Source organism: Brasilonema angustatum, assembly GCF_059505445.1.
This window is the reverse complement of sequence record NZ_JCACKO010000070.1, coordinates 1-24,904: the sequence shown is the minus strand read 5'-3', so window position 1 is coordinate 24,904 and position 24,904 is coordinate 1. Positions and strand designations below refer to the sequence as shown.

Here is a 24,904-nt window from a genome sequence, read left to right as displayed (position 1 = left end):
CGTATTTCATAAGCAATACTTATTTTTTAGAGAGATTGCTCACCTGCACCTGGTTAGCGATCGCCTTTTACAAGTCCCCATCTTACTCTAACAGGGACTTTTGCAAGAGGTCTAATGAAACCAGAAGCAGGGGAAGGTGGATAATGTCATTAAGTTTATTGAGATTAATTTCTAAAAACGAAGTAGCAGCCCGTAAATTATTAAACACACCTTGGTAAGCGGTCACAATCCGATTTGTCATGGTTCGGTTCTGATCTGCCACAAAGAACTTGTTGGTAAGCGTGCTAATCCTGACTTGATCTTCCGTATTACCCCGACTGACAAACGGAGTATTGTTGACATCAGCTACAGCAGGCAAGTGTTCCTTAGCTATTCCCAGTCTAGTCAGCACCTTACAAAAAACCCAACCTGCAAAGCGACTAGCACACAAAACCAGAATGTTCATTTGAGGATTGACATATTCAGCTAGAATCCTCGCGTAAGGTTCGATGTCTTGACCGCGACAACAAATCACCACGTTGAGTGGTAGTTTACCACCATTTAGTGCCGCCAACTCATGAATGTTATTGGAACAAGCTGCAATTAGATAACTTCCAGGAGAAACTGATCCAATTGAGTGAATGGTTCTTGTCTGAGCAACAATGGAAGAACGGCGAGAGAAAAGGTAAACAGCATATCCTTGAATACTCAAATAGGCAGCTGTCGCTAAGCCAATGTGTCCTCTCCCTACAACCAGATAGCTAGTCTGTAGCATATGCCAGTTTATCCGAACAGGAGATGTTCGTTCTCATGATCACAATTGTCTGGAAAACAAGATAAACAGTTGATTTCCTACTCAATCTTGCTTATACTTCGCAATGTAAGCTTTACTTGCGTATGTAAAATATTCTAGCATAAAGATTAGTAGGAGCGTGGAATGATCAATTCTCGGGCTGTGTGCAATGGGTGTTTGCGAAGTTTCTTGGTGATTGTTTGCGTCGGTTTTGGTAGTAACCTAGTCAAGCAAAAGCCAACTCTTGGACAGTCGGTAGTGAATAAACAAGCGATCGCAAGGCTCCCTGCTGGAGCATCGCCCTTGGCGGCTTCTAAAGGAGTATCGCAAACACCCATATCAGAAGTTCGCCAACTTAATTCTATAGAACGTCCCCTCACAAACACATCATATTTATTGAAGATCAACAAACAGCAGAACTTGATCGCTCAACTCAATCAACCCACAACAGATGTAGCCTCAGTGACAGACGTGAAAATCAAGACTACTGATAAGGGGATAGAGTTAATTTTAGTCACGGCTAATTCCCAGAAATTGCAATTTTCACCCAAGACAGAGGGTAACTCCTACATTGTAGATATTCCCAATGCCAAGTTACAGCTTGCCAGTGGAGAGAGTTTCCGACGCTCAAAGCCAGTAGCAGGAATTACTGAGTTAATAGTTGCAAATACTGCTAATAACACCCTGCGATTGACGATTGTGGGAAACCAGAGTCCGCCACAGGTGGAGTTGTTTGATAGTGTTACTGAGGGTTTAGTGTTTGAGGTGAGTACGACAGCTTCTCTACCAGAGGCTACACCACCAACAGCACAACAACCAACAACGAAGCCTGAGCAAAACCAAGAGCCAATAGAATTAGTAGTAACTGGTGTCCCAGATACAGGGTCTAGGTATCAGGTTCCCAATGCGACTGTAGGGACTCGGACTAAAAGGCGGATACAAGACATTGATCAGTCGATTCAAGTGGTTCCTCGGCAGAGTTGGGAGGATCAAGCAGCCGTTAACACCATTGATGCTTTAAGAAGCGTCGGTGTTAACCAAGCTTTCAATTCGCCGACCAATGGTGATGTTTTTACAATTAGAGGTTTTCAGACGAGCAACATCCTTCGCAACGGTCTTAAGGACTATACAGGAGGAGCTATATCAGGACAATCTCAACTCGCCAACATTGAAAGATTAGAGGTTCTCAGGGGACCAGCTTCTGTCCTTTACGGTCAAGGCAATCCGGGTGGCACAATTAACTTTGTCACCAAGCAGCCGCTGAGTGAACCTTACTTCGCCACCAGTATGACTTTTGGCAATTATAGTTTCTATCAACCAACCTTAGATATCTCTGGTTCTCTCAATTCTGACAAAACGCTGCTTTATCGTTTAAATGCTTCCTACATCAGCACAGAAAGTTTTATTGACTTCTTTTACAATCAGCGTTATATAGTTGCACCCGCATTGACTTGGCAAATAAGTAAGAATACGAAGCTGACTTTTGAAGGCGAGTTCCGAGACCAGGATCAGGCTCACAGAACAGGGCTACCTGCTGTAGGAACTGTCTTGCCTAACCCAAACGGAAAAATTCCGCTAAGTCTTAACACATTAGATAAAAATGCCATAAACAACCGTCGTTCCATACTATTGGGCTATAACTTTGAACATCGCTTTAGTGATAATTGGTCTTTAGTGAATGCTTTTCATGTTAGGTCTGTAAGATATACAACAGATGGTGCCAATCCTGGCTCTCTACAACGCGATAATCGGACTCTGACTCGCACACAGCAAAACTATATAGGAGCGCCTGGTGCTGATGACGAGTATGCTTTAGACAACCATGTGGTAGGTAAATTTAAAACTGGCAGCCTTCAGCATGAATTAGTTGCTGGCTTTGATTTGTACAGAGACATTAGTCTGTTTGATCAGACGATGCGGGCTATTGCTTCTATAGATGTGTTCAACCCCGTCTACGGTCAGCCCGCCGGTCGTCTTCTTTCTAGAAGTGATCAAAAAACTAAAAACGATCAACTCGGCTTATATATTCAAGATATAGTCTCACTTACTAATAACCTTAAGTTGGTTCTCGGCGGACGCGGAGATTTTATCAACAATAAAGTTACCAACTTTTTAAATGCAAGTGGCAATCAAAGTCAATATGACCAGGCATTTAGTCCTCGTGTAGGTCTTGTCTATCAACCTATCCAACCCGTCTCACTCTATGCCAGCTACAGTGAATCTTTCTCCCAGAATATTGGAACTACATTTGATGGTAGTTTATTTAAACCCAGTCGTGGCACTCAATACGAACTAGGAGTAAAAACTGATTTTTTCAAGGGCAAGCTGTCTTCAACCCTGGCTTTGTATCAACTGACTTTATCCAATGTTTTGACGACTGACCCTAATCATGTCACCTACTCTATCGCAACAGGGGAACAACGCAGCCGAGGTATTGAACTCAATGTCACAGGAGAAATCTTACCAGGCTGGAATATGATTGCTTCCTATGCTTATACAGATGCACGGGTAACAAAAGACAATCAATATCCTGTAGGCAATCAATTGGTAAACGTTCCTGAGAATAGCGCGAGTTTGTGGACAACTTATACCTTTCGCAAGGGAAATTTGCAAGGATTAGGGTTTGGCTTAGGTCTATTCTATGTCGGCGAACGGCAGGGGGATCTGAGGAACTCGTTTAGTGTACCGAGTTATTTACGCCTTGATGCTGCTGTCTACTATCAAATAGATCGCCTTCGCATCGCGCTTAACCTTAAGAATCTGTCTGATGTTCAGTACTTCACCCCTCGAACTATTAACCTTGTTTATCCTGAAGATCCGTTTATTGTGGAGGGAAGAGTCAGTTGGGAGTTTTGACAGGGCAATAGTGGAATGGCACGCTTGAAAAATTGATTATTCCCAAATTTTGATGTTTGAGAGTATTTATGTCTAATAATATCGATGTTGTTTGGATCAGTTATAGTCATGTATTGCAGCGTTTCGATCAACCATTACTAGAATATTTGTCGCAGTATGTGAATGTAGATCAATGGGAGTATCACCACCATCTAGATGAAGGTAGTTCCATAGATGAAGCTGTAGATTTATTGGATGAATTTTTATCACAATCTTCTTATCCTGTCAATTTAGCAGGTCATGGTGCGGGTGGTGCGATCGCCTTAAGTTTTGCTCGTCGCTATCCCCAAAAAGTGCGATCGCTGGTTTTATTGTCTGTAGCTTCTCAACCTGCTAATACTTGGCATCTCCACTATTATCTGCAAAGAAAATTATTTACTATGAGTCGCCGGCAAGTTTTAAAAAACTGTGTTTGTCATCTCTTTGGTGAGCAATCCCATAATACTACTAGAAAGTTAATGGGTATACTATATAGAGATTTAGAACAATCCCCGTTGCACTCTCTTTTCAAGTTAAGTGAGTTACCTCAAGGTGGGGTTTCTATGCCGATGATGGTATGTGGCAGCAAGAACGATTCAATTGTTAATTCACCTGCATTAAAAGACTGGTTAAAAGAATTTAAGCCTGGAGATTATCTGTGGGAATGTCCTAAAGGTCATCATTTTTTTCACTACTTTTATCCTCAACAAGTCGGCGAACAAATGTTGAGCTTTTGGCAACCATATCATTTGCAATCAATGCTGAAATCTCAACCAGTTGATCGAAATTTGACAAATTAACAAGTATTCTCTCAAGACCACTGACGTTAATGGCAATTTCTTCATACCCGAAAGAGACACTCAATATGAAGTAGGCATGCGGAGCATCCCAAATGTGTAAATTATATCAAACTCAGATGTCTAATTGTCCGCAGCGAGCGCAACGGAGTGTAGACGCATTTCCCCAAGCCCTACCCCCAACAAGAGCTGTTCAACAAGTGCAGTAATTATTAGCCAATATTGTTGGTAATACCATGACAACACGATTTAAAATATTTAGATATTTACACCAAAGGGCGATCGCTTTTTTGCACTGCATTCAAATGAAATCAGACCGTAGACAAACTAAACACTTATGTCCTGAACTTGCGCTCCCAAACCCCTATGGAAAATACAGCCCTTAAAACTCAACATCTGATGTCAATTAGTAATTATGCTTAAAATTTAGGAAAAGCAAAGGTACGAAGTTAACTCTTGTCACAAATCTATGAACACAAATATTTCTCACCCGGAACAATACTACATTCGCCTTTTGAGCTTAGGCATAGGTATCCTAGTAGTATTGTTGGGCATCTTCGCCAGCATTGCCTACGGTGCTGCTGACATTCCCATTGCCAAAATACTTACTGCATTCATTAACTATGATGACTCCACCGAACACATAATTATGCGCTCGATGCGCCTACCGCGTACACTGATTGCAACTATGGTTGGTGCTAGTTTGGCTATAGCCGGAGCATTGATGCAAGGACTTACTCAAAATCCCTTAGCCGCACCAGGAATCTTGGGGATCAATGCAGGTGCAGCCTTAGCAGTGGTGACAGTGGTTTTTGGCTTGGGTACATCTTCAGCACCTCTAATTACCCTCGTAGCATTTATTGGAGCCTTAATAGCAGCCTTAGCAGTTTATTCCCTCGGTTCACTTGGACAAGGAGGCTCAACACCATTGAATCTGACTATTGCTGGTGCAGCTTTAACTGCCTTGCTATCTTCAATCACAACAGGCGTACTGATTTTAAGCGATCGCACTTTAGAAGAAGTCCGCTTCTGGCTAGCAGGTTCCCTCGCCGGACGAGACTTCAATTTATTTTTAACTGTGTTGCCTTGGATGGTAGTAGGATTATTAACAGCTTTTGCCTTGAGTAGACAAATCAACGTTCTCAGTTTAGGAGAATCGGTAGCTACAGGCTTAGGTCAGCAAACAGCTTGGATCAAATTGGCAACAGCATCAAGTGTTGTCATATTGGCAGGAAGTGCTGTAGCACTAGCAGGACCTATCGGCTTTGTCGGTCTGGTAGTTCCCCATCTGGCACGGGGAGTTATGGGTGTTGATTATCGTTGGGTATTGCCTTGTGCAGCTGTGTTTGGTGCAGGTTTACTGGTATGGGCAGATTTAGCAGCCCGTTGGTTAATTAGACCCCAAGAATTCCCTGTTGGTGTGATGACAGCACTTTTGGGTGCGCCATTTTTATTATATTTAGTACGTTGGCGGGTGAAGAGAGGATGACAACAATTCCAAATTCCAAATTCCAAATTCCAAATTCAATACCCGGCAACCAGCCTGTAACTAGAGTACTGTTACTAGTGTTATTGCTCACACTCGCTGTCTTGGGGATGAGCCTCAGTTTGGGAGATTATCCTGTGCCGCCAGCAGACATAGTGAAAGCTGTTGTTGGTTTGCCAACAGTAGATCCAGAATCTCCCTTTGTTGTTGTCACTTTGCGTTTACCAAGAGTGTTAATCTCCTGGTTGGTAGGAGTCGGCTTGGCAATTGCGGGTGCAATTTTACAAGGATTGACACGTAATCCTTTAGCTGACCCTGGTATTGTTGGGGTAAATGCAGGTGCAGCCTTAGCAGCTGTGACTTTGATTGTAATATTTCCGGCTGTACCCACTATGTATTTGCCCTTTGCTGCCTTTGGTGGTGCTTTTGTTGTGGGCTGTCTGATCTACTTGCTAGCTGGAACGGGAGAAAAATCACCTCTGCGCTTAGTTTTAGTGGGAGTAGCACTCGCGGCAATTATGGGAGCTTTCACGACTTTAATACTCACTTTTGGTCAAATCAATGACGTTACTAGAGCATTAGTCTGGTTAGCGGGTAGTGTCTCTGGTAAAAGTTGGGAGCAAGTCTGGCAACTGCTACCTTGGATAGTAATTTTCGTTCCTTTGGCGTTACTGATGACGCGGGAACTTGATACTCTACAACTGGGTGATGCGGTAGCTAAAGGACTCGGTAGCCGAGTCACATGGCAAAGAAGCAAATTATTGCTAGTGAGTGTAGCGCTGGCTGGGTCAAGTGTGGCGATCGCTGGGACAATTGGCTTCGTTGGATTAATGGCTCCTCATTTAGCACGCTCACTTGTGGGGTCAATACATAAAAATTTACTGCCAGTCGCTGCCTTGATAGGGGGATTATTGGTAGCAGCAGCAGATTTTTTGGGTAGGACTTTATTTTCTCCGACACAATTGCCATGTGGTTTGCTAACTGCTGCCTTAGGAGCACCTTATTTTATTTATCTGTTGTATCAAAGACGGCAAAGATGATTAGGAAAGGAGAAAATGAACATACATTATGATCTTGAAGCCGTTTTTAATTAAAATCATCATATGGAAAAAACCCAACCCACATTCCGCAGGTTAGTCAGCAAAGCAGATAATATTTGCGACAAGGGGGATCAAAAAAGTGGAGAATCCAAGAGCACTTCTGAGTAAGATTGGCAATTTGTTTGGTTTGGGGAATCGTTACCAGATGAATCGACAAAAAACATTGGAAAACCCAACCTAAAGTAGGATTACGCGGCAATGCGATCTGCCACCAGAAGCTGCAAAGCGGCTACGTACTTTCAGACCAATTATCCTTGCACTCCCAAAGCCCTATGGAAAATACAGTTCTTGAAACCCAACATCTGAGCCTAGCTTACGACGGTAAACCCATCATATCCGGTCTTAACCTGTTAATTCCCACAGGACAAATTACTGCTCTAGTTGGCCCCAATGGCTGCGGGAAATCTACTCTACTGAAGGGTTTGGCTAGATTGCTCAAACCTCATACTGGTACTGTATTTCTCAATGGCGCTGATATTTTTCGACACTCAACCACCAAAGTTGCACAACAACTCGGTATTCTCCCTCAAGGACCAGTTGCACCAGAAGGATTGACTGTGCGAGATTTAGTAGCACAAGGTCGTTATCCATATCAAAAAAGTTGGCTGCAATCTTGGACAACTGAAGATGAACGCCAAGTTCGCAAAGCCCTAACAACTACAAACCTCAACGAATTAGCCCATAGAGCCGTAGATACCCTCTCTGGCGGACAGAAGCAACGTGCTTGGATAGCCATGACTTTGGCACAAGATACACAAATTTTATTATTGGATGAGCCGACAACTTTCTTAGATTTAGCTCATCAAGTGGAGGTGCTAGAGTTACTGTGGGATTTGAATCAACTTGAAGGGCGAACAATTGTCATGGTGTTGCATGACCTGAATCAGGCGTGTCGTTATGCTCATCAGCTAGTAGCTTTACGTGATGGCGCTATTATGGCTCATGGAACTCCAGCAGATATCATGACAGAAGAAATGGTGCAGGAGGTGTTTGGATTAGCTTGTCGAATTGTACCAGACCCAATAGTGGGAACACCTTTGTGTTTACCTTTAGGAAGGAAATGATCACATGGGGTCTTGAGGTAGAGTTTGTCTTTAGAAGTCAAAACAATTTGATAGTAGCTGCATAACTAGTTATAATTTATACTATTTTTCGTCCTTTGCAAGTTTTTCCAACACAACCTCTTGCACGGCCAATAGGCGACGGCGATCGCCCTACCATAACCTCTATCTTCTTCACTTTATCAATAATATGCGTAAGTTCTACTTCGTTGTGCTACTCACGCTTCTAGTGGTTTCTGCTTGCAGCTCCTTTGGTCGTCAATTACCAAACCGCGATCTAGCCGTCGTTCCTTCAACTCAAACATCACCGCCCGTCCATGTAGTCAAACACGCAATGGGTCAGACTCTAGTCCCCGTCCATCCTCAACGAGTCGTCGTCATAGATCCGTGGCTTGTGGAAATACCTTTAGCTCTGGGAGTCAATCTCGTAGGTGCTCCAGATCCAACTAAAACTCTCCAAGGGCTAGGGTTAGATCATAAGCACCGAGGCGTTGAAGACATTGGCGCGGTTCTGACACCACCGAACATGGAGAAGGTTATAACTCTCAAGCCGGACTTGATCTTGGGCACGACGCGGAACCGGGATACTTACAGTTTATGGTCTCACATTGCACCCACCGTTCTCCTGAAGGTGCAAAGCAATGGAGACTGGAAAAAACCGTTTATGCCAGCAGCAAAAGCTTTAGGGAAAACCGAGACAGCAAAACGTTTAATGGATAACTATAACGCGCGCTTAACCAAGTTTAAACAAAAGATAGGATCTCGACTCAAAAAAACTGTAGTTTCCGTCGTGCGCCTCATCCCACAGACGATTAACCCGTTAACCAAGGGTGCATTCTCTGGAGTAATTTTAGAGGATGCTGGTCTCATCCGTCCTCCTTCGGAAAATCTGGATGCTAAAGCAACTCAAAAGAAAGCGGGCAACCCCGTTGGCTACAATATCTCTCCAGAAGTTCTCACCCAGATAGATGGTGATATCCTATTTTTAGTGCGCTACGGCTTCAAAGACCCTGCACAGTCAAAGATAGCTGTCAATAAACTCATGGCAGAACCTCTGTGGTCAAAGCTTAATGTTGTCAGGCAGGGTAAAGTTTATATAGTTGATGATTATTATTGGCTCACAGGTAGCTACATATCAGCTAATCGAGTTATTGATGATTTATTTCGTTATATCTTGCACCAATAAAAACTGGCTCCCCTTACAATACCTTCGCCAATTTACGAGGGTGAATTGATATCTAAGCTCCCTTTTCTCTTATGCTTGGCAAAAACAATAATTTCTAAAAATTCCTTCAAGGTTTCCCACAAGGCTTTTTTAACGTATCGCCCGCACTAGATAAAAAACCTCAAAAGTCCCTAAAATGCCTACGCCGGGGCTTTGCCCATCGCAATTAAGCTCAAGCACTATCCTGACAAAACAAGGGTAGGCTTAAAATCTTTTATTCATTTTATAGAAGCCGGAAATTTTCTGTAGTTCTAAATACACTATTGACAAAAAATATAGGCAGGAAAAACTTTGTTGAGGCAATTATTTTTGCGTTATGTATGCTATTCTTGCTATGAGGGGGGAATAAAAAAACAGTAAAAAATTAACAAAAGTCTAAGTTACTTGCCATATAAGCAAGAATCTAGCAAGTCTTTTGGCAATAAATATGTATACAAAATTACAAAACTATTAACAGGTCTTCCGGCAGAAAGAGCACACACGCCTAAGACCTTACTATTACCTAAGCATATTAAGCTTGTTCGCTGCGGCTTTTTGTACCCAGAAATACAGCCTGATGAAGCTAGACATGAACATTTGCAACAACCTGAAGTCAATAAGGAATCGGCTGGGCTTGAGTCAGCAAGATCTAGCTAATATAGCTGGCGTGACTCGTCAGAGTATTGGTGGTATAGAATCAGGACAATATGCTCCTTCTGTTACCATTTGCCTGCGTTTAGCCAAGGCGCTTGGCTGCCAAATCGAGGAGTTATTCTGGATAGAGGAGGAATTACCCAAAGTTGAGGCAATTCTTACTAAACCAGCCTGTAATGAACAGCAATCGCGAGTTAGCCTAGCGCGGGTTGGGGATCAATTGATAGCTTATCCCCTTGTTGGAAACGATGCTTTTCGCATCGATATGGTTCCGGCGGATGGTGAGGTTGTTGCAGTGAGTCCAGCACTGCGGGAGGGGAGCCAGTGCGTTGCGGGGGTTCCCCCCGTTGTAGCACCTGGCGTTTTCCCTCCGCAGGTGACTGGCGAACCCGTAAGGGTGGAGAGGCTTCCCGGCATAATAAGTAAACCACCATTCTCCGAAGGAAAGTTGGAGAATGAAACACAGAGCCAGACAGGTACAAATAAAGTCCTAGTTAGGCTTCTTGATGATATCGACAAATTGCACAATACAGTCGTGATTGCTGGTTGTACGCCTGTGCTTTCCCTCTTGGCAAGAGCAACTGAACGTTGGCATCCGCAACTGCGAGTTCATTATCATTTCGCCCACAGCATGGCAGCATTGCGTAGTCTGTGCCGAGGTGAAGTTCACATTGCAGGTATGCACTTATATGATCCCCAAACAGGCGAACATAACATTTCCTTTGCGCGGGAAGCCTTAAGAGGTAAGAGTGCCGTCTTGATTACCCTTGGAGTTTGGGAAGAAGGACTTTTGGTCTTACCAGGAAACCCAATGGAAATCAAAACAGTTACCGATTTGGTAGAATTTGGAGCAACTATCGTCACCCATGAAGCGGGTTCTGGCAGTCGGATGCTTTTAGAACGAAAACTGCAAGATCAACGAGTCCCATTGCACATGGTCAAATCCTTTGAGCATGTCGTCCACAATCATCAAGATGTTGCTTTATCTATAGTCTCAGGAATTGCTGATGCAGGTATCTCTACAGCATCTATTGCTACTGCCTTTGGCTTGGGATTTATCCCCCTGCATCAATCGCGGTACGACTTGGTGATTCTCAAGGAATACTTGGAAGAAGCACCAGTACAGCAGTTTCTCAATATCTTGGGACATCGGCTAGTCCGATCGCAACTAGAGGTTCTCGGCGGCTATGACATCAGCAATATTGGGCAAGTTGTAGCAAATATTTAGAGTCATGAATCATAACTTCACTATGAACAACCATACCATTACGATTAACGATACAACTTTGCGAGATGGCGAACAAGCTGCAGGTATAGCTTTTAACGTAGAGGAAAAAATTGCGATCGCCACTCTTCTTGACGCAATTGGAGTTCCGGAAGTGGAAGTTGGCATTCCAGCAATGGGGCAAGAAGAAGCAGAGTCGATCCGCACCATTGTTAATCTGGGATTAAACACCAAGTTACTTGGTTGGAACCGTGCTAACTTGTCTGATATTCAGGCATCAATCAATTGTGGTTTGCAGCGAGTGCATGTTTCCGTTCCCGTCTCAGAGATTCAGATTACCGCCAAATTTGGAGGTCAAAAGCAGGTCATGTGGGAACGCCTGCGGGATGCAATAAATTTTGCGTGCGATCGCGGTTTATCTGTATCTGTTGGTGGAGAAGATTCCACAAGAGCTGATGAGTCTTTTCTACTGGATGTGGCACTTTCTGCTCAAGAGTGGGGAGCCTTTCGGTTTCGCTTTTGTGATACTGTAGGAATTCTGGATCCCGTCGGCACTTACAATAAAGTTCGCCAGCTTGTCTCTCATTTATCGATTCCAGTTGAAATGCATATGCACAATGATTTTGGTTTAGCAACTGCGAACACGCTGGCTGGTATAAAAGCAGGAGCGCTATCAGTCAACACCACGGTAAACGGAATGGGTGAACGGGCAGGCAATGCAGCGCTAGAGGAAATCGTGATGGGACTCAAATGCATCTATGGCATCGAAACAGGTATTGATACAAAACGCCTGCTGGAACTGTCACGGTTAGTTGCTAAAGCTACCAACTCTCCGGTTCCTCCCTGGAAGGCAATAGTGGGTGAAAATACCTTCGCACACGAATCAGGTATTCATGCTCATGGTGTACTACAAAATCCAGTTACTTACGAACCGTTCGCGCCGGAGGATGTTGGTTGGGAACGTCGCTTGGTTGTAGGGAAACATTCCGGTCGGCATCTGCTGGTGAGTGTACTGCAACAACATGGAATCAACCTCAGTGGTATAGAAATTCAATCAGTGCTGGATGCTGTACGGCATAAGTCAACACAAACCAAACGTAGTCTCACTGTTGAAGAACTCCTAAGTTTAGTTCCCCAAGGGTGAACGTACAACATTAGACTTCTTGCAGAAATCGGAAACTCTTAACACAACCTTGTAAAATCTCACTTTTGCAAGGTTGTGTTAAAAGTTGCATCTACCAGACAAATGATTCGGAAGATTATTCGTACCTAATTCCAGGTGCGGTGCATAGTCAACTATTTTTTATCAATGCGTAGGTCTTAAAGAACATGATTCGGAGAATTCTCATTGCATTTTTGGCGTGTTGCTTGGCTATTCTTGGTGCTGGAGTTGGTGATATTCTAACGCAAGAGCCAGTTACTGCACAGTCCCCGACGAATAAGAATCTCATAGTGGCAATGACAACCAGTATTGAGGATAGTGGTTTGCTAGATGATTTAGTTCCAGCGATTGAAAAGAAAACAGGATATACGCTGAAAAAGGTTGCAGTCGGTACTGGACGAGCTATAGCTTTGGCTGAGAAAGGTGAAGTTGACGCCCTATTCGTCAATTCACCTAAAGCCGAACGCAAAGCTTTGGAGGATGGTGCAGTGATGAATCGCCATTTGGTAATGCACAATGATTTTGTTATTGTCGGACCAGATGCTGACAAGGCAAAGATCCGAGGGAAAAAGAGTGCTGTAGAAGCATTCTCCCTGATTGCTAAAAATCAAGCATTATTTGTATCGCGGGGTGATGATTCAGGTACCAATAAGCTGGAGAAAGATTTCTGGCAACAGGCAAATGTCACACCATCTGGCGCTTGGTATCAGCAAACAGGTGCAGGAATGGCGCAAACTTTGCAAGTCGCTAATCAAAAACTGGGATATACCTTAGTGGATCGGGCAACATATATAGCCCAGAAGAAAAACCGATCTTTGCCAATACTGGTGGAAGGAGACAAAAAACTGTTGAATCTGTACCATGTGATGGAAGTGAATCCCCAGAAATTCTCCAGGGTGAATAGTGCAGGTGCTAAAGCGTTTATTGATTTCGTCTTATCTCCTGAAGGACAGAAACTGATCGCAGTTCACGGGAGAAAAGAGTTCGGACAACCGCTATTTTTTGTTGATGCCGGAAAAACGGAGAAAGATTACGGCCATTAGAAAAACTTGAGTATCAGATCATCAAGGGTTGCTTCACTGCATATTTCAGCATTCTTTTCCAATTTCTTAACATATTTGTATTTGTGGATACAATCATCGAAGGAACTATAAAAGCTTTTGAGCTATTAACTAGTGGCAATAGCGACGTTTACCAAGTGATGACGATGACATTGTTCGTATCTGGAACAGCTACAGCCATTAGCGTGTTCCTTGGTTTACCGTTGGGATTGTGGCTCGCTTTAGTAGATTTTGTTGGTAAGCAGAGCTTGACTAGTTTGATTAACTTTGGTATGGGATTACCGCCAGTTGTAGTGGGTTTAGTCGTCAGTCTGTTTTTGTGGCGGTCTGGTCCATTAGGAAATCTTGACTTGATGTATACGCCCACGGCTATGATCCTAGCTCAAGCAATCATTGCTTTGCCAATTGTAGCTGGCTTCAGTTTTGCGGCAATTCTTAGTATTAATCCGAAACTACGCTGGCGACTGCTATCAATGGGCGCGACACCGTGGCAAGCTAATTGGTTGCTGATTAAGGAAGCACGGTTAGGGTTAATAGCTGCGATAATAGCTGGTTTTGGTCGCGTCATCTCCGAAGTCGGGGCATCGATGATGGTGGGCGGCAATATCAAAGGGCAGACAAGAGTTCTGACCACGGCGATCGTCACGGAAGTGGAGAAAGGGAATTACGATATCGCTATGGCGATCGCATACATTCTACTCATCATCACGTACGGCATTATACTATCGCTGACTTTCTTGCAATATGATAAGAAAATGTTATGAATATAATGACTCGGTTGAAGTCGTTTGTCAACCTAGAATCCTATCCTGTGGTACAACAGGAAAATTTTAGGATGATCAACGAGTATGTCCTGAATATCCACCAGGTGAGGGTCGATAGCAATACACGTAAAAATATTCTATCAATTGACAATTTTGTCGTTCGCCCAGGGGAACTTGTCGCTGTGGTTGGCCCCAATGGCGCAGGCAAAAGCACCCTGTTAAGGACGATCAATCTGTTGCAGCCTTACCGTGGTGAAATGCAATTATTTGGACACGATGTTTCTCATGCCAATAAAACACTGTTGCGTCGCCGTTCTGCTCTAGTCTTTCAGGAAACATTACTGCTGAATGATACTGTATTTAATAATGTTGCCAAAGTCTTAGAGTTTCGAGGCATACCAGCAAACAAGATTAAGCAAAAGGTACATACAACACTCGCCACTTTTGGCTGTGAACATCTGGCAAATCGGTCAGCCCGTTCCCTCTCCGGTGGTGAAGCTAAACGGGTTTGTATTGCCTGCGGCTTAGTTGCTGATTCAGAATTGCTGCTTTTGGATGAACCTTCTGCCTCTTTAGATGTGGGAATACGTGCCGAGATCATCGAGAAAATTAGACAATGGGCACAAGCGAGGGGATCAGCAGTCATATTAGTCAGTCATAACTTTACCGACATCCTACATTTTGCTGAGAGGGCGATCGCATTATCTGACGGCTGTATTATACAGGATGATAAATTGGAAATGCTCATACGCCGACCTGCTAACGAGCAGCTCGCAAGACTAGTAGGAATGGATAATATTATTCCGTGTCGGGTAGAACGGGGCAGCCGTGGTTATTTGATCAAGCTCGCAAATAGTATAGAGTTTTTATATCCTGGTGAAGTGAGAACGCCAATCACTGCCTGTTGTCTGTCTGGTGATGCTTTCTATCTTAATGATACAAGTTCTTCAGTTCTACACCCGCCAGGAGTAGTCACTATTGAAGGATGGGTGGAACGGATTCTACGTGGTATAGGGACTTATACTATTTGGGTTAAGGTAGGGGAAGAACTAACTTTAATTGCCAGAGTGCCTCATAGTCATATATCCGGCAATGTCTCTCGCCATGAAATGATTGAACTGGCATTCAATCCTAGAGATGCACATTTTGTTTAGAAAAAATGGGGGTAGTAGTGCATATTTTGACTATGTTTTTTGAGTTGCATTTAGGGCAGCACATAGCTCGTGTATTGAACGATACTTTCTTATTTGATCATTACCATGCATCACTACCAAATATTTTTCCGTTTCTTTCTACAAAAGAGTTTTGAGATAGCTTTTCATTCCCATGTTTAACGATTTCTATCCTGATAAAGACGCAGTGCAAAAGCTCCTGCTGGGGTTTCGCGGAATTTCTTAATCTCAGATACCATTTTGGATGGCAATTCCTCCAAGCTAGCAGAACTCATTGGATGTTCTGGCGGTCTAACAACGGGAGCAGCAAGCGCCGCAAAGGTGAGATCAGCAGCAGAAAAGCTGTTTCCAACTAAATAAGTACGTCCATCTGCCAATAATTCGCTCACTTGCTTAAAAATGCTCTTGATTTGTTCGTCATCTTGTGCATCAGACTCTTGAGTTATGTTTAGTTTCTGCCGAATAATTGAGCGGACAATAGGAAAAATGACTGGAAATAATACCGCTTCAACAAAAGGCACACCATTACACCATGTACGTTGCATCAACTTGGAGTTATTCATGGTGTAAAAATAACTCCAACGGCGTGTAGCAGATCCAAGTTGCTCGTCAAATAAATCTTCTAGTTGTTCTACTTGTCGGCGTGAGTCAGGGTGAGTAGGGTATAACTTGGCGTGATCAGGGGCAACTTTGTCTAGGTAACGTAAGATATCAGTTGAATCAGTGAAAGTACCAGCTTCAGTGATAAGAACAGGAGTTGATTTTCCACCAACTCGACCAGTTGCTAATAGATGAAATAGTGGCATATGAGGTTCTTCAATGTAAAGAACTTTCAGTTTTGTAAGTGCCCATCTTACTTTTTCACAAAAATGACTGACAGGAATTGTAATCAGACGAAAGGGTTTTTTATTACCAGTCAGGGAATTAGACAACATATTGTTGATGTTAAATTTGAGATTTTGGATGAGTTACTGGCTACTTTGGTTTTTTTATGTGTTCATAAACTTTGCTTTACCCATTGAATGAGATTTTGTAATTCTTCTTGCACCATGTGTTGAACATTTTCCTCTAATGGAAATATCTTTTGCTCAACTTCTTGTTTGTACTGTTCTATTGCTTGAAGAGTTAGAGTTTGGTAATCTTGATACTTTGTTGCTAGTTTAAGTTTACGAGGTGTGATTCCTAAAATGTCGTTAACAATGAGAACTTGCCCATCAGTAAATCGACCTGAACCAATGCCAATCGTAGGTATATTAAGCTTTTCTGTAATAATCTGACCTAGCTCTTCAGGAATAAGTTCAAGTAAGAGTACAGATATCCCAATTCTTTCTAGGGTTAGCGCACCTTCAATTAATTCTTTAGCTTGTTCAAAGCTTTTTCCTTGTACTTTCTTCTGTTGTTGAGTTTGTGGAAGTAAGCCAAGATGACCACATACATTTATATCATGCTCAATTAGATGCTTGACAATTTCTTCTCGAACACCTTCTAACTTAATGATATCGGCTCCATTTGCTAAAAGTTTTCTGGCATTATCTAAAGCTTGCTTTGGAGTTTCATAAGAAGCATAAGGCAAATCAGCAAGAATATATGCCTGCGATGCTCCTCGTCGAACAGCTTTGAGATGATGGACAATGTCATCCATCGTGACTTCCTGCTCACTGTCATAACCTAAAATGTTAGTTCCTACACTGTCACCAACAAAAATGACATCTACTCCAGCTCTATCTTGCAGCAGCGCAGTAGGATAGTCATACGCTGTGAGTGCTACTATTTTCTGATGATTTTGCTTTTTGGCGAGCAAGTAAGCTGAGTCTTTTTTCATAGAAAACTCTTTTGGTTTAATGTTGATAGGTAAATGGCTCAGGTGTTGCCAGTATACATAAGCTATCTCCCATTTTCTACCTAGCACGAATTGTTAGGCTATGATTTCTCTTGATTTTTCCAGACTGAGCGGTCTTTTTTGAAGTCAAGGAAATTCAAGCAAGTTTACTTGCTTGAAATGCGCAATTGGCTATCGATGTAATTCGTCAAATGATTGATTGCTCGTTCAAGATGAATTGAGTCACCATAGAGCTTGCTCATCATTGCAGCCCCCTCAAGTGTGGAAATAATAATGGTGATCACTTGATCAGCGTCAACTGTTGAGCGAATTTCACCTTTTTCTATTCCTTTTTGGATAATTCGATAAAACAGCTGACGCCAAGAGTTCATCGCCTGTTGAGTGCGTTTGCGCAAAGCAGGATGAGCATCGTCACTTTCAACAGCAGTATTCAGCAGCGGACACCCTCCCTTTATGATTGGGTGATCTATATTGCTGCGAAATACATCAAAGATAGCTTGCAGGCGATCAACTGCATGACGTTTTGTTCCGACTGCGGCTAAATAATGTTGTCTGAGTTGGGCGATCGCAAAATCAAATGCCTGTAGTGCTAGCTCATCTTTACTTTTGAAGTGGTTGTATATTCCTCCCTTTTGTAATCCTGTGACACGCATAATGTCTGAAATAGACGAGCCAGCATACCCCTGTTGATTAAACAATTCGGCTGCTTGTTGGAGAATTTTCTCTTTTGTTTCTTCGCCTTTAGACATTTTTTGTTTTTAAGACCGATTGGTCTATTTTACTATAACTAGAAATATCACTAAATTGAAAAGTTTTTCTTGAAGGAGCGATAAGCCTCTGGCTTATCGCCTCCTTGGAGAAAAACTTTTTGATTCACATATACAAGTGATTGGCTTTTAGCCTCCAGCACCAAGGGCATAAGCATAATAGCACTTGAGCCACACCCTAAATATTCGCTACAACTTCTCCAATTTTGCTGATGTCATAGCCACCCAGAACCTCTAATTGCGATTGGACTAGCCGATGTCCCAAAGTACTAAGTAACTGCTGTACTGGTGCTTCTTCCAAGTATTTTTTGAGAATCACCAAGTCGTATCGCGCACGATGCAGAGGAACAAATCCCAACCCAAAGACAGTAGCTATAGATGCTGTACTTACACCTGCATCAGCAATTCCTGAGACTATAGATAAAGCAACATCTTTATGGCTATGGACGATATGGTCAAATCCTTTGAGAGTGTGGAATGGCACTTGTTTGTCTTGGAGTTTTTGTTCTAAAAGCATCCGACTGCCAGAACCTGGTTCACGGTTAACAATGGTTGCTCCTAAATCCACCAAGTCAAGAACTGTTTCAATTCCCATTGGGTTGCCCGGTGCAACTAGTAGTCCCTCTTCCCAAACCCCGATGGTAATCAAGACAGCATTCTTACCTGCTAAAGCTTCCCGCACAAAGGGAATGTTATATTCCCCAGTCTGTGGATCATACAGATGCATCCCTGCGATATGTACTTCACCTCGCTCTAGACTACGCAATGCTGCCATGCTGTTAGCAAAATTGTAATGAACTCGCAACTGGGGATGCCAACGTTCGGTGGCTTTCGCCCACAGGGAAATCACAGGTGTACAACCAGCTATCACGACTGTATTGTGTAGTTTGTCCATGTCATCTAAAAGCCTGACTTGGACTTTATTTATACCTGTTTTACTTTCTGCCTCACCCGGAGGGCGAGGCTGTTTGCTTTTGACGGGAGATCCCTTCGGGTATGCCTGAGCCTTGGGCACAGCTTCGCTGAACGCAGTCCCCGGAGAAGGAGCAACAAGATGGCGAACCGCAACTGCCTCACCATCCGCTGGAATCATTTCGATGCGAAAAGCATCGTTTCCAACCAGGGGATAAGCTATCCATTGACCCCCAACTCGTGCTAGACTAACTCGCAATTGCTGTCCACTCTTGACTGGTTTAGTCAGAACTGCCTCAACTTCAGGCAAATCTTCCTCGAACCAAAATAAGTTCTCGACTTGGCAGCCAAGCGCTTTGGCTAAACGCAGTGACACAGCAACTGAAGGAGCATATTGTCCCGATTCCACACCACTAATAGTCTGACGAGTCACGCCAGCTATATTAGCCAGATCTTGCTGACTCATGCCCAAGCGAGTTCTAATTGACTTCAGATTGTTGCAAAGACTGCCGTCCTGCTTCATGAGGCTGTATCTCTCCGTTACAAAAAGCCGCAGCAGACAAACTTTATCTACCGAGGCAATAGCAAGGTCTTCTGGTGTATGCTACTTTGTGTTGGAAGACCAGAAGAATGCTTTTACAATTTCAATTATCCTACCGCAAGTATAGCATACATTTAGCAGAAATACTTGCAATTTTTTGATTCATTTGTAGCAAGAATAGTATACTAATTGCTAAAATACTTGTCTAATTTTTGCTTTTTTATTGAACTTTTTGTTGGTTGATATTGAAAAAGAACGGAAAAACGAGGTTTAAATATTATTTAATACCTAAAGAAATAAGAAAGGATTAATCACCGCATAAGCTTCTGTTCCCTCGTATAACTCCAATTGCTCTGCTGAGGCAGTAGCAATAATCGAAGTTAACTCTACATCCTGAACAACCTTTAAAGTTACCTGAGTACTTATTTCTGTGCGAATAACTTGTGTGACTACACCTTGAAGAATATTATGGGAGCTAAGTAGGTCGGCGTAAATAATTCTTGTTGGAATAAAGCAGGGAGCAGGGAGCAGGGAGTAGGGAGAGAAAGAGTTTGAGCCTTATTTACTTTTCTTTACACAGTTTGATTTTTTTTGCACCGACTTACTTAATTTTCAGAGGTTTTTTGGAACTAGTGATTTCTGTATAGTGAGTATCAGCGTCTTTTTTTTAAGTTGATTGGAGTTAGAGTTACTAGTTTTTCAGTAATAATCTATACTTTTTTTATATAACGCTGTCAGGCGCTTCTTTAGGATAGGGGCTTTTTGAAAAGTAGAGTAGGCGTTCGTAGGATAAGAAGCTCGTGTCCAACAAGCCAGAGCGTAATTATAAGACATATGCAGGCAAAGTATCTGTGCTAACGCAATTATTTTAGCATTATGTGCACTATGCTTGCCAGATAATCCAGCTTTAGTAAGTATTTTTGCTAGGTAGATGATATCGTCGCCGCAAAAAAAATGAAAAAAAGCAAATACTTTTGCAAGATGTATGCTAAGCTTGCAGCAAGGGGATAAAAAAAGCGAAAGCATTCTTCTGGTCTTCCTACGGAAACGGAAACAATTAGAAGGCTTTGTTGCTTTTATGGAAGGTGCTATTAAGTTTAGTTACGATTTTGTGTAAATCTATTGTTGGGGAATTCGATAGATCATAGTTCTTGATGAAGAAAAAAGTTTTACCTTTTTACAATTCGTCTGTGGTCTTGGACAATCGCAACATCTTAGGTAACTTCAACTACTGCAATTTATTTCATCTGAACATTGGAAAGTTTTGTTTAGCTTGATGAAACAATTAGTTTTGTGACTTCTCACTGAATATAAAAGTTTGCTGGATGAGGTGCATCTAACTCTGTTGGGTTAGGTGTATCCAACTGGGGGGAAGGGAATTTTCCCTTTCCTATTTCCTCTAATTCTCACACTCAGAGAAAAACTGATCGACATATAAAAGCTTGCTGGATGAGGTGCATCTAACTCTGTTGGGTTAAGTGTATCTAACTGGGGGGAAGGGAATTTTCCCTTTCCCATTTCCTCTAATTCTCACACTCAGAGAAAAAACTGATCGACAGTGTGTTTTCCCAAGAGTTGAAAATTGCTATTTGACAGGTTTTCTGCCGATAGGGGGATGTGGGGTAAATACGCTATAGAATACCTTCTGGCTCTCCCATCTGGTTACTCCTTTTACCATCCACTCCCCTATCTTTCCTCTTCACACTAAAAATGCAGAAGGACGACAGTAGCTACAACGGAGTGATTAATGGCATCGCCTTTTTATTTACAACACAAAAATGCGTTTATTGAATCGTAGTAAATAGTCTAATGCGATGCCATTTAATATTAAAAAGAGGTGTATTTATGGGAATATCGATACAGTTCAATGAAAAACAACAAATCCTTTGGAATCAAGATTATCAGACTTCAGTTACCCTATACGCGTCTGGTACTTTAAAAGGTGCTATCTCAGAAATTGCACAAGATTTTGCTAGAGAACACAACATTTCTATAAAAATTGAATTTGACCATTCTGCCTTGCTGCAAAAACGTCTTTTGAGTGGGGAACATAGCGATATATTTTTTAGCGTTAATATGGAAAATCCGACTGCTTTGATCAAAGCTAATAAAACCATTCCTGTAGTGAATTTCATCAGGAATAAAATGTGTGCAATTGTCAAACCCAGTTTCAAGGTGACGCCAAATAATCTTTTAGATTGGATGTTAAATCCAGAAATCAGATTAGGAACATCAACACCAAATGAAGATGCTTCTGGGGACTACGCACAGGAGATATTTCGTAAAGCTGAAAAAGTACAACTAGGTAGCTTTAACGAACTAAATCAGAAAGCACTGCGCTTGGTAGGTGGGCGTAATTCTCCTGTTGTTCCCAAGGGAAAGAACGAAATTGCATACTTCATCACTGAGACACAACAGGTAGATATCTTTTTAAGCTACCGTACTGATGCTAGGTTAGCTGTTTTAGCTTCCCCGAGTATGCAAATAGTGGAATTACCAGAACATCTGGCAGTAAAAGCTAATTATGGTATGACTTTGATGAATCATGCCCGCAGTTATGGAGCGATGTTGGCTATGTATATTCTTTCCCAAAATGGACAACAAATCTTGACGAAATATGGGTTTGACTCACCTTTAATTTTGGAGAACTAAGTGAAGATGGCGCAAATAAACAAGAACTATATATAAAAGTATTGAAAAGCCTTTTCTACCAGTTAAGAACTGAGTAGTTATAAATAATTCAATTTCTAGTTTGCACTAAAACGAAATTACCGTCACTAAGGAGGAATTTTTTTGGCAATTGGCACAAGATGTCAATCAAGCTCGAAATAAATAATATAGCACATTACAAGTAAATGAAGTACAGCACTGAAGTCTAAAATGTAGAACGCCTCTATTTTGCTGTAAGTATTTTACTTATTCCTCATTGCTTCTTTCTTCACCTCATCCTATTCAACGCAAGGAAACACATGAAAAACACTCAAGTAAAAGTCAACAAACTACTCAACGAAACAGCCTGCGAAGATAACCAGAATAAATTGGAGGGCAAGAAAAAGAAACCTTGCAAAAAACCACCACAACCGGGTGCAGCCCAAGGGAATTGCGCTTTTGAGGGGGCGACGGTTGCTCTTGTACCAATTACTGATGTTGCTCATTTAGTACATGGTCCAGCTGCCTGCACTCGCAACCCCTGGGGAAATCGCGGTAGCCTTTCCTCTGGTTCTGACTTATACAAAATAGGCTTCAGCACTGACTTGAGTGAGAATGATGTCATTTTTGGTGGTGAAAAGAAGCTTCATCAAGCTATTCTCGATATCGCTCAACGTTACAATCCTGCGGCTGTTTTTGTCTATGCTACCTGTGTCACCGCTTTGATTGGTGATGATATGGATAGTATCTGTAAAGCAGCTGCAAAGAAAATTGGTATTCCGGTTGTCTATATAAATGCACCTGGATTTATTGGTAGTAAAAATGTAGGTAACCGCATCGGTGGTAAAGCTTTATTGGAACATGTAGTTGGAACTGCAGAACCAGAAGTTACTACACCATTCGATATCAATATCATTGGTGAATACAATGTTGCTGGTGAAATGTGGAATGTTTTGCCACTGTTCAATAGATTGGGTATTCGTGTTCTCTCCAAAATGACGGGTGATGCTCGCTATCAAGAAATTTGCTATGCTCATCGTGCCAAGTTGAATGTAGTGATTTGCTCTAATGTATCACTAGGAATGGCAAAAACAATGCAGGAACGTTATGGAATTCCTTACATTGAAGAATCTTTCTACGGTCTGGAAAACATAAATCGTTGCTTACGGAATATTGCAGCAACATTAAGCGAATCTCTTGGGGATAACTTCACTTCACGCTATCTTCAAGAACGTACAGAATGGTTGATTGCAGAAGAAACCGCAGCGCTAGATATTGCCCTGACTCCTTACCGTTCCCAGTTAAAAGGTAAGCGCATTGTTCTTTATAGTGGTGGCGTAAAAAGTTGGTCGATTATTTTAGCTGCCAGAGACTTAGGAATGGAAGTTGTTGCTACCAGTGACAGAAAGAGTACACCAGAAGAGAAAGCCAAAATTAAGCAATTGCTTGGTCAAGATGGCATGGTTTTGTCAAAGGGAAGCCCCAATGTATTACTACAAATACTGAAAGATACAAAAGCTGATATGTTGGTTGGCGGGGCTAGCAATCAATACACAGCACTAAAAGCAAAGATTCCTTTTTTAGATGTTAATCATGAGCGTCATCATGCTTACGCTGGTTATGCAGGGATGCTGAAAATGGCACAGGAATTGTATAAAGCCTTGTATAGTCCTGTGTGGGAACAAGTTAGAAAACCTGCTCCTTGGTGGAATGAAAAAATCGACCAACCCTTGAAAGGATAGGGGTGTGAGGGTGTAGGGGAAGAAGGGGATAGGGGAATGACTTGCAGACAAGGGAAACAAGGAGTTAATAAACAATTATTTCTTTTTCCCTTACACCCTTACACCCTTACACCCCTAGTTTTTGACAAAGTACAAACAACAATTATCAAATTTCTGGAGTCAATAAATGAAAGTAGCCTTTACGACAAGCGACGGAACCCATATTAACACTCACTTTGGGTTGGCAAAAGATATTGATGTGTATGAAGTCTCTAAAGAGGGATTTAATTTTATTGAGACTTTAACCTTTGAAGGGGACTTAGAAGAAGCTCCTCATGAAGATAAGATTACACCAAAAATGAAAGCAGTTCTTGACTGCAGAATTGTATATGTTAAAGCTATTGGCAAACCAGCAGGAAACAAGTTGATGAAGGAGGGTGTAACTCCTATTAGAGCACAAGAATATGATACAATCCCCAATATTCTATATATGCTAGTACAAAGTTTAAACGGTGATGCTCCACCAATGTTACGTAAAGCCCTCCAACTGGTAGAGAATAACTTAGCATATTCCCATGATGAAGAATAATGGAACTTTGGATCTAGGGCTGTCTACATCTTGTTTGTATCCATTTAATGCTTCAAAAAGTTGGATGCAATTAAGAAACAGTAGAAATTCAAAGATTGACGACAGTCTTCAATCTTTGGTAAAGAAGAAGATTAACTAAGATTATTGACTTTAATAGCAATTCTATCTGATTTGCGAAAATTGAAAAACCTAGAACCTCCGACTTATATAATAAGTCGGAGGTTTTGTTTATCAAAAATGATTTATAATCGTTATATAAAACGTCAAGAATCTTTCTCATTAAAACTTTTAGTTAGAATATTACATCTAAGACAATCAATATTGTGAGCTTAAAAACGATATAAAAAAATAGATAAGTCTGTCATTTTTTTCAAAAAAAATGTATATTTTTTTGATATTACTTGATATTTTGTTATCAAATTTACGTTAAACATGTCTGATTATAGTTACTATTGAAAAAGAGAAAAAAGAAAATAATCTTTCTTCTCAAAGAACTGAAGAAAAGAAGCTTTGTTCTAGTCTTAATATTGCATCAGGAGCAATGACAGCATGC

General features: G+C 41.8%; 20 protein-coding genes. 14 read left to right on the top strand and 6 right to left on the bottom strand.

Annotated features, from left to right (window positions below; genetic code table 11):
* Positions 1-82 precede the first annotated feature (82 nt).
* Positions 83-754, bottom strand: coding sequence for a hypothetical protein (locus tag AC5JM2_RS14035; RefSeq protein ID WP_495835486.1), 672 nt, complete (start codon positions 752-754; stop codon positions 83-85).
* Positions 755-916: 162 nt separating this feature from the next.
* On the opposite strand from AC5JM2_RS14035, the gene AC5JM2_RS14030 reads away from it, so the two are divergent.
* From AC5JM2_RS14030 to AC5JM2_RS13980, 11 genes are all read left to right on the top strand, one after another.
* Positions 917-3,628, top strand: a complete 2,712-nt coding sequence (locus tag AC5JM2_RS14030; protein ID WP_495835485.1) for a TonB-dependent siderophore receptor — start codon at positions 917-919, stop codon at positions 3,626-3,628.
* Positions 3,629-3,696: 68 nt separating this feature from the next.
* The gene (locus tag AC5JM2_RS14025) at positions 3,697-4,446 is read left to right on the top strand and encodes an alpha/beta fold hydrolase (protein ID WP_495835484.1); all 750 of its coding nucleotides are present in this window, start codon (positions 3,697-3,699) and stop codon (positions 4,444-4,446) included.
* Positions 4,447-4,912: 466 nt separating this feature from the next.
* Positions 4,913-5,932 carry a FecCD family ABC transporter permease gene (locus tag AC5JM2_RS14020; protein WP_495835483.1) on the top strand — a complete coding sequence of 340 codons (1,020 nt, stop codon included), beginning with the start codon at positions 4,913-4,915 and terminating at the stop codon, positions 5,930-5,932.
* On the top strand, positions 5,929-6,969 hold the full coding sequence (locus AC5JM2_RS14015; protein ID WP_495835482.1) for a FecCD family ABC transporter permease: 1,041 nt from the start codon (positions 5,929-5,931) through the stop codon (positions 6,967-6,969). Before AC5JM2_RS14020 ends, AC5JM2_RS14015 begins: the two co-directional genes overlap by 4 nt.
* 332 nt (positions 6,970-7,301) lie before the next feature.
* Positions 7,302-8,093: an ABC transporter ATP-binding protein gene (locus AC5JM2_RS14010; RefSeq protein ID WP_495835481.1), complete on the top strand. Its 792-nt coding sequence runs from the start codon at positions 7,302-7,304 to the stop codon at positions 8,091-8,093.
* A 187-nt stretch (positions 8,094-8,280) separates the two neighbouring features.
* Positions 8,281-9,276: an iron-siderophore ABC transporter substrate-binding protein gene (locus AC5JM2_RS14005; protein WP_495835480.1), complete on the top strand. Its 996-nt coding sequence runs from the start codon at positions 8,281-8,283 to the stop codon at positions 9,274-9,276.
* Between the two features lie 595 nt (positions 9,277-9,871).
* On the top strand, positions 9,872-11,176 hold the full coding sequence (locus AC5JM2_RS14000) for an XRE family transcriptional regulator (protein ID WP_495835479.1): 1,305 nt from the start codon (positions 9,872-9,874) through the stop codon (positions 11,174-11,176).
* Between the two features lie 22 nt (positions 11,177-11,198).
* On the top strand, positions 11,199-12,317 hold the full coding sequence (gene nifV / locus AC5JM2_RS13995; RefSeq protein WP_495835478.1) for a homocitrate synthase: 1,119 nt from the start codon (positions 11,199-11,201) through the stop codon (positions 12,315-12,317).
* 185 nt (positions 12,318-12,502) lie between these two features.
* Entirely contained in the window at positions 12,503-13,378 is an 876-nt protein-coding gene (locus AC5JM2_RS13990) for an ABC transporter substrate-binding protein (protein ID WP_495835477.1), read from the top strand.
* 83 nt (positions 13,379-13,461) lie between these two features.
* Entirely contained in the window at positions 13,462-14,160 is a 699-nt protein-coding gene (locus AC5JM2_RS13985) for an ABC transporter permease (protein WP_495835476.1), read from the top strand.
* Positions 14,157-15,314, top strand: coding sequence for an ABC transporter ATP-binding protein (locus AC5JM2_RS13980; protein WP_495835475.1), 1,158 nt, complete (start codon positions 14,157-14,159; stop codon positions 15,312-15,314). Before AC5JM2_RS13985 ends, AC5JM2_RS13980 begins: the two co-directional genes overlap by 4 nt.
* Before the next feature lie 176 nt (positions 15,315-15,490).
* Here the strand turns inward: AC5JM2_RS13980 and AC5JM2_RS13975 are convergent, their stop codons facing one another.
* The 5 genes from AC5JM2_RS13975 to AC5JM2_RS13955 all read right to left on the bottom strand — a co-directional run bounded on the left by AC5JM2_RS13975 (position 15,491) and on the right by AC5JM2_RS13955 (position 19,857).
* Complete coding sequence (locus tag AC5JM2_RS13975; protein WP_495835474.1) at positions 15,491-16,267, bottom strand: glutathione S-transferase family protein; 777 nt, start codon at positions 16,265-16,267, stop codon at positions 15,491-15,493.
* A gap of 62 nt (positions 16,268-16,329) precedes the next feature.
* A complete protein-coding gene (gene panB, locus AC5JM2_RS13970) occupies positions 16,330-17,154 on the bottom strand; it encodes a 3-methyl-2-oxobutanoate hydroxymethyltransferase (protein WP_495835473.1) in 825 nt (274 codons plus the stop codon).
* Positions 17,155-17,318: 164 nt separating this feature from the next.
* Positions 17,319-17,921, bottom strand: a complete 603-nt coding sequence (locus AC5JM2_RS13965) for a TetR/AcrR family transcriptional regulator (protein WP_495835472.1) — start codon at positions 17,919-17,921, stop codon at positions 17,319-17,321.
* A 196-nt stretch (positions 17,922-18,117) separates the two neighbouring features.
* Positions 18,118-19,317: an XRE family transcriptional regulator gene (locus tag AC5JM2_RS13960; protein ID WP_495835471.1), complete on the bottom strand. Its 1,200-nt coding sequence runs from the start codon at positions 19,315-19,317 to the stop codon at positions 18,118-18,120.
* A gap of 363 nt (positions 19,318-19,680) precedes the next feature.
* The gene (locus tag AC5JM2_RS13955; protein WP_495835487.1) at positions 19,681-19,857 is read right to left on the bottom strand and encodes a TOBE domain-containing protein; all 177 of its coding nucleotides are present in this window, start codon (positions 19,855-19,857) and stop codon (positions 19,681-19,683) included.
* A 1,380-nt stretch (positions 19,858-21,237) separates the two neighbouring features.
* Between AC5JM2_RS13955 and AC5JM2_RS13950 the strand changes: the two genes are divergently transcribed.
* The 3 genes from AC5JM2_RS13950 to nifX all read left to right on the top strand — a co-directional run bounded on the left by AC5JM2_RS13950 (position 21,238) and on the right by nifX (position 24,351).
* Entirely contained in the window at positions 21,238-22,044 is an 807-nt protein-coding gene (locus AC5JM2_RS13950; protein ID WP_495835470.1) for a molybdate ABC transporter substrate-binding protein, read from the top strand.
* 317 nt (positions 22,045-22,361) lie between these two features.
* The gene (gene nifE / locus AC5JM2_RS13945; protein ID WP_495835469.1) at positions 22,362-23,783 is read left to right on the top strand and encodes a nitrogenase iron-molybdenum cofactor biosynthesis protein NifE; all 1,422 of its coding nucleotides are present in this window, start codon (positions 22,362-22,364) and stop codon (positions 23,781-23,783) included.
* Between the two features lie 166 nt (positions 23,784-23,949).
* On the top strand, positions 23,950-24,351 hold the full coding sequence (nifX, locus tag AC5JM2_RS13940) for a nitrogen fixation protein NifX (RefSeq protein WP_495835468.1): 402 nt from the start codon (positions 23,950-23,952) through the stop codon (positions 24,349-24,351).
* Positions 24,352-24,904: the final 553 nt, after the last annotated feature.

Coding starts and splice junctions, on each gene's coding strand:
- AC5JM2_RS14035 (WP_495835486.1), bottom strand. CDS start 754: ATGCTACAGACTAGCTATCTGGTTGTAGGGAGAGGACACATTGGCTTA.
- AC5JM2_RS14030 (WP_495835485.1), top strand. CDS start 917: ATGATCAATTCTCGGGCTGTGTGCAATGGGTGTTTGCGAAGTTTCTTG.
- AC5JM2_RS14025 (WP_495835484.1), top strand. CDS start 3,697: ATGTCTAATAATATCGATGTTGTTTGGATCAGTTATAGTCATGTATTG.
- AC5JM2_RS14020 (WP_495835483.1), top strand. CDS start 4,913: ATGAACACAAATATTTCTCACCCGGAACAATACTACATTCGCCTTTTG.
- AC5JM2_RS14015 (WP_495835482.1), top strand. CDS start 5,929: ATGACAACAATTCCAAATTCCAAATTCCAAATTCCAAATTCAATACCC.
- AC5JM2_RS14010 (WP_495835481.1), top strand. CDS start 7,302: ATGGAAAATACAGTTCTTGAAACCCAACATCTGAGCCTAGCTTACGAC.
- AC5JM2_RS14005 (WP_495835480.1), top strand. CDS start 8,281: ATGCGTAAGTTCTACTTCGTTGTGCTACTCACGCTTCTAGTGGTTTCT.
- AC5JM2_RS14000 (WP_495835479.1), top strand. CDS start 9,872: ATGAAGCTAGACATGAACATTTGCAACAACCTGAAGTCAATAAGGAAT.
- nifV (WP_495835478.1), top strand. CDS start 11,199: ATGAACAACCATACCATTACGATTAACGATACAACTTTGCGAGATGGC.
- AC5JM2_RS13990 (WP_495835477.1), top strand. CDS start 12,503: ATGATTCGGAGAATTCTCATTGCATTTTTGGCGTGTTGCTTGGCTATT.
- AC5JM2_RS13980 (WP_495835475.1), top strand. CDS start 14,157: ATGAATATAATGACTCGGTTGAAGTCGTTTGTCAACCTAGAATCCTAT.
- AC5JM2_RS13975 (WP_495835474.1), bottom strand. CDS start 16,267: ATGTTGTCTAATTCCCTGACTGGTAATAAAAAACCCTTTCGTCTGATT.
- panB (WP_495835473.1), bottom strand. CDS start 17,154: ATGAAAAAAGACTCAGCTTACTTGCTCGCCAAAAAGCAAAATCATCAG.
- AC5JM2_RS13965 (WP_495835472.1), bottom strand. CDS start 17,921: ATGTCTAAAGGCGAAGAAACAAAAGAGAAAATTCTCCAACAAGCAGCC.
- AC5JM2_RS13960 (WP_495835471.1), bottom strand. CDS start 19,317: ATGAGTCAGCAAGATCTGGCTAATATAGCTGGCGTGACTCGTCAGACT.
- AC5JM2_RS13950 (WP_495835470.1), top strand. CDS start 21,238: ATGGGAATATCGATACAGTTCAATGAAAAACAACAAATCCTTTGGAAT.
- nifE (WP_495835469.1), top strand. CDS start 22,362: ATGAAAAACACTCAAGTAAAAGTCAACAAACTACTCAACGAAACAGCC.
- nifX (WP_495835468.1), top strand. CDS start 23,950: ATGAAAGTAGCCTTTACGACAAGCGACGGAACCCATATTAACACTCAC.